This window comes from Methylorubrum podarium (assembly GCF_022179745.1).
Classification (GTDB): Bacteria; Pseudomonadota; Alphaproteobacteria; order Rhizobiales; family Beijerinckiaceae; genus Methylobacterium; species Methylobacterium podarium.
In genome coordinates, this window is the sequence record NZ_BPRD01000254.1 from 1 (window position 1) to 8648 (window position 8648).

General features: G+C 72.3%; 7 protein-coding genes. 2 read left to right on the plus strand and 5 right to left on the minus strand.

Annotation, left to right across the window (positions count from 1 at the left end; translation table 11 throughout):
* Nucleotides 1-149: 149 nt before the first annotated feature.
* From MFF42_RS13475 to MFF42_RS13495, 5 genes are all read right to left on the minus strand, one after another.
* Nucleotides 150-1034, minus strand: a complete 885-nt coding sequence (locus MFF42_RS13475; RefSeq protein WP_238256186.1) for a hypothetical protein — start codon at nucleotides 1032-1034, stop codon at nucleotides 150-152.
* Nucleotides 1031-3106, minus strand: coding sequence for a glycosyltransferase (locus MFF42_RS13480; RefSeq protein ID WP_238256187.1), 2076 nt, complete (start codon nucleotides 3104-3106; stop codon nucleotides 1031-1033). Before MFF42_RS13480 ends, MFF42_RS13475 begins: the two co-directional genes overlap by 4 nt.
* Nucleotides 3103-5127 (minus strand): glycosyltransferase, encoded by a 2025-nt coding sequence (locus MFF42_RS13485; RefSeq protein WP_238256188.1) that lies wholly within the window; start codon nucleotides 5125-5127, stop codon nucleotides 3103-3105. Before MFF42_RS13485 ends, MFF42_RS13480 begins: the two co-directional genes overlap by 4 nt.
* Nucleotides 5127-5789, minus strand: a complete 663-nt coding sequence (locus MFF42_RS13490) for a hypothetical protein (RefSeq protein WP_238256189.1) — start codon at nucleotides 5787-5789, stop codon at nucleotides 5127-5129. The genes MFF42_RS13485 and MFF42_RS13490 overlap by 1 nt, the downstream gene beginning before the upstream one ends.
* 279 nt (nucleotides 5790-6068) lie before the next feature.
* Nucleotides 6069-7454, minus strand: a complete 1386-nt coding sequence (locus MFF42_RS13495) for a M20/M25/M40 family metallo-hydrolase (RefSeq protein ID WP_238256190.1) — start codon at nucleotides 7452-7454, stop codon at nucleotides 6069-6071.
* Between the two features lie 310 nt (nucleotides 7455-7764).
* Here MFF42_RS13495 and MFF42_RS13500 point away from each other — a divergent pair, with 310 nt between their 5' ends.
* Both MFF42_RS13500 and MFF42_RS13505 read left to right on the plus strand, forming a co-directional pair.
* Nucleotides 7765-8289, plus strand: a complete 525-nt coding sequence (locus MFF42_RS13500) for a (2Fe-2S)-binding protein (protein WP_238256191.1) — start codon at nucleotides 7765-7767, stop codon at nucleotides 8287-8289.
* Nucleotides 8286-8648 (plus strand): FAD binding domain-containing protein (locus tag MFF42_RS13505; protein WP_238256192.1); only part of this gene is annotated, 363 nt, incomplete at its 3' end. The genes MFF42_RS13500 and MFF42_RS13505, both read left to right, overlap by 4 nt.

An 8648-nucleotide genomic window follows, 5' to 3' on the forward strand; every position in this document is an offset into this window, starting at 1 on the left:
GGGAGGGGTTCGGGGTGGGGGGTGCAGACGCCACCGCCGCGCTCGATCCGGCACCACCCCCACCTCCCGCCTCCTCCCCACAAGGGGGAGGAGAGAGGCAGCGGCCGAAGCGATCCGGGACGCGACCTCTCCGGATGGGACGCGCCGGATCACGCCGCCGGCCACCCCTCCCCTTTCGCCAGCGACCGCGCGGAGAAATGGCCGCCGGCGAACACGGCCGCGACGCCGGGCCGCTTGAGGCGCAGGTCCCAGGCCCGCAGCTCCGCATAGCGCAGGGTGATGGTCCGGCTATCGTCCGAGCGGGAGACGAAGCAGCGCTCGAAGGCGAGGAGCTGAGTCGGCATCGGCGGATGCGGGCCGGCGCCCGTGTCGATCTCCAGGGCGAGCGCCGCCTGCCTCCCCGTCTCGAAGGCGCGGAACGCGTCGAGCAGGGCGTCGTACTCGACGCCGTCAACGCAGAGCTGGAGGCAGAAGCGCGGCGCGAACGCCGCCCGGCGGTCGAGAGGGCTTTGGCGCAGCAGCGTCAGGGCGAAGCGCCCGCCCTCGGTTTCGGGCAGGGTGACGTTGTGATCCTCGGCCACGCCGTCGAGCGCCCGCAGGCGGTCGGGCTCGATCGGCGAGGGCGCCGCCTCGCGGCCTTCCGCCCGGCCGTCGGTGCGGAAATGCAGGAGCGGGTTGATTCCGGCCGCGACCACGTCGGGGTAGCGGGCGAGATAGAGGCTGGTGCTGAAGCCGGGGCTCGGATCGAGGCCCTGCGCGGCGCCGACCTGCTGGTAGTGGCGCAGAGGGTCGAGCCGGGTCCGGCCGCTCTGGCGGCGGTAGAAGGCGGTGTCGAAATCCGCGCTCGGATTGCGGTCCCGCCGGGCGCCGAACCACGCGTAGTGCAGGAACGGGTCGAGACCGCTGCGCGCCACGCCCGGATTGCGCTCGCGGTAATAGGCGGCATCGAACAGCTTCGGGACGCGGCCGATCACGGCGCGGCGCAGGAGACCGCTGGCGAAGCCGACGAGGCGGGCGGCGGGCGACGCGCTCATGCCACCACCTGCGCCTCGCACAGCGCCCGGATCGCCCCGGCGAAGGCGTCGGCGTCGCAATCCGCGGCGATCTTTCGGCTGCCCGCGTCGCGAACGGCGTCCCACAGGGCGGGATCCTGGTGGAGCGCCACCAGCGCCTCGGCGAAGGGCCTCGGATCGCGCCAGTCGCGCACGAGGAAGCCGGCGCCGTCCGCCCAGCCGACCTGATCGGCGAGGATCGGCGTGACGACGCAGGGCAGCCCCCGCGCCACCGCCTCGTGCACCTTGTGGGGGATGCCGGCGGCAAAGCGCGTCGGCGCCAGGAACACGCGGGCGGCGTCGAGATAGGGCTCGGTCAGCGGGACCCGGCCGGTCACCCGCACCCCCGCCTGCTGCGCGTAGCGTTCCCGGATCTCCGGCGCGATCCCGCCGACGATGGTCAGCACCGCCTCCGGCAGCGCCGCGCGGACGAGGGGCCAGACGTTCTCGAAGAACCAGTCGAGGGAATCGACGTTGGGCTGACCCTCGCGGGCGAGTGCGCCGACGAAGACGAAGCCGGAGCGTCCGGAAAAGCCCGGCGTCGGCGCCTCGGGGCGGGCCAGGGCATGGCCGAGCACGGTGGCGTTGCAGGCGCTGTAGCGGGCGAGCACCCGCGCCTCGGCGGGCGAGACGCAGACCACCGCGTCGGCGAGCCCGAACAGCCGCGTCTCGCGCTCGGCCTGCCACGCCAAGTCGGCGGCGGTCGCGCTGCCCGCGGTGGCGGCCTCGGTCACGAAGTCGCGCAGCGCGAACAGGGCTTCCGAGTCGAAGATCACCTTCGAGCGCACGAAGCCGCGCGGGTCGAGCCCGGCGGCGTGCAGCGCCTGGGTGACGAACAGGATGTTGTGCGGCCGGCTCACCCAGAGCACGTCGTAATGGTCGCGCCGCTCCGCGATCAGGCGGGCGAAGCCGTCGTCGCCGCTGGCGTAGCCGATCTCAATGCGCTCATCGAGGTCGCGGTAGCGCCGCGCCTCCTCCGCATCAGCCTCGTAGTTCGGGAAGAAGGTCACCGCGTAGCCCAGCCCCGCCATGGCGTTGAGGATGGCGTTGGCCCGCGGCAGGCCGGCGCCGAGATCGAGATGCGGCACCCGGTCGTCGACGTAGAGCACCCGCAGGCGCCAGGGATCGTGGTCGAGGAGGCCTCCTCCCCGCGGCTGCGGCCCCTGCGCGAACAGGCTCGTACGGTGACGGTCGAGGAAGCGGGCGCGGTTGCGGTCGAGCAGCGCCTCCACCTCCTCGCGGCGGGCGCTGGTGGCGTTCTCGTAGTGGATCGCGGTCGCCCGCGGCTGCACGATCACCCGCCGCCCGGCCTGATGGCAGCGCAGGCAGAGGTCGGTGTCCTCGAAATAGGCCGGGGCGAAGAGCGGGTCGAAGCCGCCGAGGCTCTCGAACAGGGCCCGCTCGATCATCAGCACGGCGCCCGAGACGTAGCCGACGTCGCGGGTCGCGGCGTGCTCGGGGGCGAAGGGGTCGGCCTTGCCGCGGCCATGCGGGTGGGTGAGCTGCGCGTCGTCGCGAAAGCCGGCGCCGGATTCCTGCAGCACGCCGCCGGGGAAGACGAGCCGGGCGCCGACGATTCCGGCGCCCGCGTGATCACGGAAGGTCGCGACCATCGCCGCCAGCGCGCCGGGCAGGAGATCGACGTCGGGATTGAGGAAGAGAATGAAGCGTCCCCGCGCCCGCGCCGCGCCGGCGTTGCAGGCGGGCCCGAAGCCGGTGTTGATGTCGTTCTCGATCAGCGTCACCCCGTCGAGATGCGGGTAGAGGGCGCGGGTCTCCGGCGCGGAGGCGTTGTCGACCAACACGACCTCGAAGGTGACGCCTGCGAGGGCCTGGCTCGCGCAGAGGCGATAGAGGGTGAGCGCCAGGAGGTGGCGGGCATCGCGGGCGACGATGACGATGGAGATGTCCGGATCGGGCTGCGGCGCGAAGGCGAGGCGCACGCCGTTGCGCCGGATCGCCTCGAAGATCAGCGCGGCCTCGGCGAGCGCCGCGCGGCGGCCGATGCCGGGATCGACGGTGTCGAGCAGGGGAACGGCGGGGGTCTCGCTCATGGGCGGGGCGCTTCCTCCGGCAGGGTGATCCGGCCGATCCCGTCATCGGTGAGGAACAGGAGGCACCCGCCCGCCGGGAGCAAGGACGCCCCGCGGAAGGACAGGCTCGCCGGAAGCGGCGCGGGCAGGCGCCCGGTGCGATCGGCGTAGGCGTGGATCTCGCGGCGGTGGAGCGGCGTGACCCGCTCCGGGCGCAGTTCGCAGGCATCCTCGCCGGCGATCAGGAAGGCGGCCGCCGGATGGGTGCCGTTCACGAGCACGCCGGGCAGCAGCGTCGCGATCTCGATGCGATCCCCCGCGCAGCCGACGATCCGGCCTTCCGTCTCCCAGTCGGCCTGGATGCCCGCGAAGGCGCGGGCCAGGACGGCGCGGGCTTCGGGCGGCAGCTTCCGGTCGCGCACCCATTCGGGCGAGAGGGCGACGTCGAGCGCGCCGAGATCCGGCGCCGCGCCCTCCGCCCCTGGCTCGGCGCGCGCGAACCAGCGCTGCCGCAGTGCTGTGTAGACCGCCGCCGCGCCATGGCCGGGGCGCCGCTCGGTGGCGACGAGCACGCCGAGATCGGGGTCGGCGGCCGGCAGGGAGCGGGCGGAGGTTTCGCAAGTGAGGACGAGGCCGCCGCCTTGGACGACACGCGTCGCGTCCGTGTCGGCTTCCCCTCTCCCCGCCTGCGGGGAGAGGGCTTCGGCGACCCTGCCGTCGCCGAAGCGAGGCGGTAGCCGAAGGTGAGGGGGCGTTTCCGAGGGAGCCTCGACCGGATGCGCCCCCTCACCATCGCTGCCGCTCGTCGCGACGACGACGAGGTCGCCGCGACCCTCTCCCCGCGCGCGGGGAGAGGGGGATGCACGATCGCGTCCGTGCGTCCGCAGAAGCCCGATCAGCTCCGCCTCCGCCGCCACCGCCGCCTCGGCGTAGCGCGTGAACAGCGCCTCGCTCGCCCGCGTCAGCCGCGCCAGCGCATCCCGATCCCCCGCGACCGCCAGCACGGCCTCCTTCACCGCCTCCGCGTCGCGGCAGCGATGGGCCGCCTCCAACGGCTCGAACCCTTCGAGGCCGATCTCGGTGCCGATCACGGGGCGGCCGAAGGAGAGTGCCTCGCCGACCTTCATCTTGAGCCCGGAGCCCATCAGCATCGGCGCCACGACGAGGTCGGCCTGGGCATAGAAATCCTCGAGCCGATCGAGATAGCCGAGCAGCCGCACGCCCGGCCCCTCGACGCCGGGCAGGCTGCGGCAGATCTCGCCAGCGATGACGAGTTCGGGCCGATCCGGCGTCCAGCCCTCGCGCCACGTGCGGATGAAGCGGCCGATGGAGAAGAGATTCGGGTCGTTGCCGTGGCCGAGGAAGCCGATCCGGGCGACCCGCTCCGGCACGGTGAACGGCTTTTGGGCCGGGAAATGCGGCGGCAGCAGCAGGACGCGGCTGTCGGTCAGCCCCGCGAAGTAGCCGGCTTCCGCGGCCTGGATCGCCAGCACGACGTCGGCGCGGGCGAGCCCCGCCGCCTCGCCGGCCGCGTCGGTGTAGAAAAAGTTCGGCTCGGCGCGGAACGGCCGGTACTGGTTCTGGCGCCCGGCGAAGCGGTCGTGGGTGTCGATGAGCGTCAGCACGCCCGGCGGCACCCGTTCAAGGGCGCGCGACAGGAAGACGTAGTTCACGAGAGCCGCGCCGGTCTCGGGGAAGGCGGAAAAGTACCACGCCACGAAGTCCCCGACCTCGTCGGGGCACCATTCGTCGATGCCGAACGCGTTGGCGCGCGTCTTGAGCGGGATGACGGTCCGCGCCTCGATCAGGAAGACGTTCCGGAAGGTCCGTCCCATCTCCAAGAAATCGGTCGGCGGATGCTGGCCGAAGCGGCGGTAGATCTGATCCTCGTGGGCGTAATAGGCGAGATCGACGGCGAAGCCGCCGCGGGTCAGCGCCTCGCAGGTGGCCACCAGGCGGCGCCGGTTGCCGGCGCTCACCGGGGCCGCGGGCATCGGCGCGAGCACGAGGATCGCGGGTTTTTCCGTGAGCGCTTCCGGCATCACGAGGCCCCGACGGTCAGCGCGGTGAAGCCGTGGGCGTGGAGCGCGAACGAGCGCTCCGGCCGGCCCTCGGGCGCCGCGCCCCAGAGCGGTTCGAGGGTGAGCCGCTGACGCGGGTGCCGGCCGAAGCGCAGATGCGCCTCGACGACCCGGGCACAGCCCCAGCCAGCGCGGGTGCGGAACAGCAGGCCGTGCGGGATCGCGGTGCCGCCGAGCGTCCAGCCGCCCGCCTCGTCGGCGAGGTCCGGCGCGTCCTCGGCAACCGGCAAGGCGGCGACCGCCGCCTCGACGAGGCCGAACAGACGCCCGAGCGGGACGAGACCGGAGGCACCGGCCGACAGCAGCGCGCGGGCGAGCAGGCTCCGTTCGGCCGCCCCGAGGGCATCGGCCACCGAGCGTTCGGGCCGGATGGCGAGATCGCGGAAGTGGGTGGCGAGGGTCAGGCCGTCGCCGAGGGCGCCATCGTCCGCGTCGAGCGCCAGGAGGCCGACCGGCCCCTCCCCTGCCCCCGCTTCGAGGCCGGCCAGGACCCAGGTCACGAGCCGAACGCCGTCGGGGCTGGCGACATACAGCGGGATCGGCAGCGAGGGCGGCAGGGGGAAGCGGAGCACGAAGGCGCCGGGCGCGGCCTCGATCAGGCGGCCGGGGACAGGATCGGTCATCGACCGTATCCCTGCTCGCCTACGGAGCGTCGCGTGCTCCCCTCCCCCTTGTGGGGAGGGGTAGGGGTGGGGGTGGGGGTGGTGCAGACGGCACCGCGGAGCCTCATCCGGCACCACCCCCACCTCCCGCCTCCTCCCCACAAGGGGGAGGAGAGGCCCGTGCCACGACGAACACGCGGACAGCATCGGAAAGGCGGCCCCTGAACTCGTGGTGCAACAGGGCAGGCTCATTGGAAGAAGGCCGGCAGGGTGGCGCAGGCGGTGTCACGGGGATGCCTCTCACGCCGCCGCCAGCGCCGACAGGATCCGCGCCCAGGAGCGCGTGCCCCTGTGGAAGCTCGTCAGCTCGTACTTCTCGTTGGGCGAGTGGATGCGGTCGTCGTCGAGGCCGAAGCCGATCAGCAGGGTGTCGAGGCCGAGGAGGCGCTTGAAGTCGCCGACGATCGGGATCGAGCCGCCGGCGCCCACCGCCACCGCCTCCAGGCCCCACTCGGCCGCGAGCGCCGCTTGCGCCGCCGCGAGCTGCGGCATGTCGTAGGGCAGGGCCACCGCCCGCGAGCCCTTGTAGCAGATCACCTCCACCGAGCAGTCGGCGGGCACGCGCTCGCGCACGAACGCCTCGAAGGTCTTGGAAAGCTGGTCCGGGTCCTGGTCGTCCACGAGGCGGAACGAGACCTTCGCGGATGCCTGAGAGGCGATGACGGTCTTGGTCCCCTCGCCCGTGTAGCCGCCGATGATGCCGTTGACGTCGCAGGCCGGGCGCGACTGGATCAGCTCGATCGGCAGGCGCCCGCGCTCGCCCGCCGGTTGTTTCAGGCCGATCGGCCCCAGAAACTTCTCGGGCGTCAGGCCGAGCGAGCGCCACTGCTCCAGAAGTTCGGGCGGGGGCTCGCGCACGCCGTCGTAGAAGCCCGGCAGGGTCACGCGGCCCTCCGCGTCGTGCAGGTCGGCGATGATCCGCGACAGGACGTGGATCGGGTTCGCCGCGGCACCGCCGAAGAAGCCGGAATGGAGGTCGCGGTCGGCGCAGGTCACCTTGATCTCGTAGTAGGCGAGCCCGCGCAGCGAGGTGGTGATCTGCGGGGTCTCACGGTCCCACATGCCGGTGTCGCAGACGAGCGCGACGTCGGCCTTCAGCCGCTCGCGGTTGGCCTCGACCCATTCGGGAAGCCCCTGCGAACCGTTCTCCTCGGCGCCCTCGATCAGGATGGTGACGCCGACCGGCAGGTCGCCGTTCATCGCGAGATGCGCCCGGCACGCCTCGACGAAGGTCATGACCTGACCCTTGTCGTCGGACGCGCCGCGGGCGACGATTCTCTTCGAATCGCCCGTCTCGTCGATCCGCGGCTCGAAGGGCGGCGTCGTCCAGAGGTCCAGCGGATCGACCGGCTGCACGTCGTAATGGCCGTAGAACAGCACGTGCGGCGCCCCTGGCTTCGGGCGGTGCGCCAGCACGACGGGATGCAGCGAGGTCTCCTCGACGCTGGTCTCGAACCCGAGCGCGGTCAGGTTGCCCTCGAGCCAGCGCGCCGCCTCGCGGCAATGCCCGGCATAGGCCGAATCGGTCGAGATCGAGGGGATGCGCAGCCACGCGAACAGCCGCTCCAGGCTGTTGTCCAGATCGCGGTCGATGTCGTTCAGGACGGGGTCGAGTGCGTCGGCCATGGCGGCTCCTCGAAGTCGGCGTGCGCGAAGCGTTAGCCGAGCTTCGCGCTCCGCGTAACCCCGACGCGTCACCCCACCCGGCCGGGACGCCTCCACGCGCCGGCCCGGTCCGCGATCGGGTCGCAGCACCGCCTCCGCTGCGGGGAGCGGAACAGGGCCACCTTGGAATGGTTATCGACACGACCCGGTGCGGGCCCAGAGCTTATTCCCTCTGCCCACGCCCTCCCAAGACGCGCGTCCCGTCCGGCCCTTCGCGAAGCCTCTTCGCGTTTCGTCCGTGCGAGGCCCGCGCCTCATCACGGATGTAACCATGCTCATCGACAGCGGTTCGCCCGGCGCCGTCGGAACAATCGGCATCACGCTCACCATCAACGGTGAGCGGCGTGAGCTTCAGGTCGCGCCCTGGACCACGCTGCTCGACCTCCTGCGCGAGCGCCTCGACCTCACCGGCACCAAGAAGGGCTGCGACCACGGCCAGTGCGGCGCCTGCACCGTGCTGGTGAACGGCACCCGCATCAATTCCTGCCTCACGCTCGCCGTGATGAAGGACGGCGCCGAGATCACCACCGTCGAGGGTCTGGCCGGGCTCGCCCAGCGCGAGGGCAAGAACAGCCTCCACCCGATCCAGGAAGCCTTCGTCGAGCACGACGCCTTCCAGTGCGGCTACTGCACGCCGGGCCAGCTCTGCTCCTCGGTCGGCCTGATGAACGAGGGCCACGCCAAGACGCGCGACGAGATCCGCGAGGCGATGAGCGGCAACATCTGCCGCTGCGGTGCCTACACCAACATCGTCGACGCGATCGAAGAGGTGATGCAGCAGGGAGGCGCCCGATGAACCGCTTCGATTACGTCCGTCCGAGCACGGTGGCGGAGGCGGTGCAGGCGCTGGGCAGCGACCCGGCGGCCCGCTTCATCGCCGGCGGCACCAACCTCATTGACCTGATGAAGTACGACGTCGAGCGGCCAGGCAAGCTGATCGACATCACCCGCCTGCCGCTCGGCGAGATCGAGGAGCGCGACGGCGGCCTTCGCATCGGCGCGCTGGTGACCAACGCGACGCTCGCCTACGATTCCCGCATCCGCGAGCGCTACCCGCTGCTCGCCGACGCGATCCTGGCCGGCGCCTCGGCGCAGCTGCGCAACGCGGCGACCACCGGCGGCAACCTGTTGCAGCGCACCCGCTGCTACTACTTC

Excerpts from the sequence above, each read along its gene's own strand:
- MFF42_RS13500 (WP_238256191.1), top strand. The coding sequence starts at position 7,765 with ATGCTCATCGACAGCGGTTCGCCCGGCGCCGTCGGAACAATCGGCATC.
- MFF42_RS13475 (WP_238256186.1), bottom strand. The coding sequence starts at position 1,034 with ATGAGCGCGTCGCCCGCCGCCCGCCTCGTCGGCTTCGCCAGCGGTCTC.
- MFF42_RS13495 (WP_238256190.1), bottom strand. The coding sequence starts at position 7,454 with ATGGCCGACGCACTCGACCCCGTCCTGAACGACATCGACCGCGATCTG.
- MFF42_RS13480 (WP_238256187.1), bottom strand. The coding sequence starts at position 3,106 with ATGAGCGAGACCCCCGCCGTTCCCCTGCTCGACACCGTCGATCCCGGC.
- MFF42_RS13490 (WP_238256189.1), bottom strand. The coding sequence starts at position 5,789 with ATGACCGATCCTGTCCCCGGCCGCCTGATCGAGGCCGCGCCCGGCGCC.
- MFF42_RS13485 (WP_238256188.1), bottom strand. The coding sequence starts at position 5,127 with ATGCCGGAAGCGCTCACGGAAAAACCCGCGATCCTCGTGCTCGCGCCG.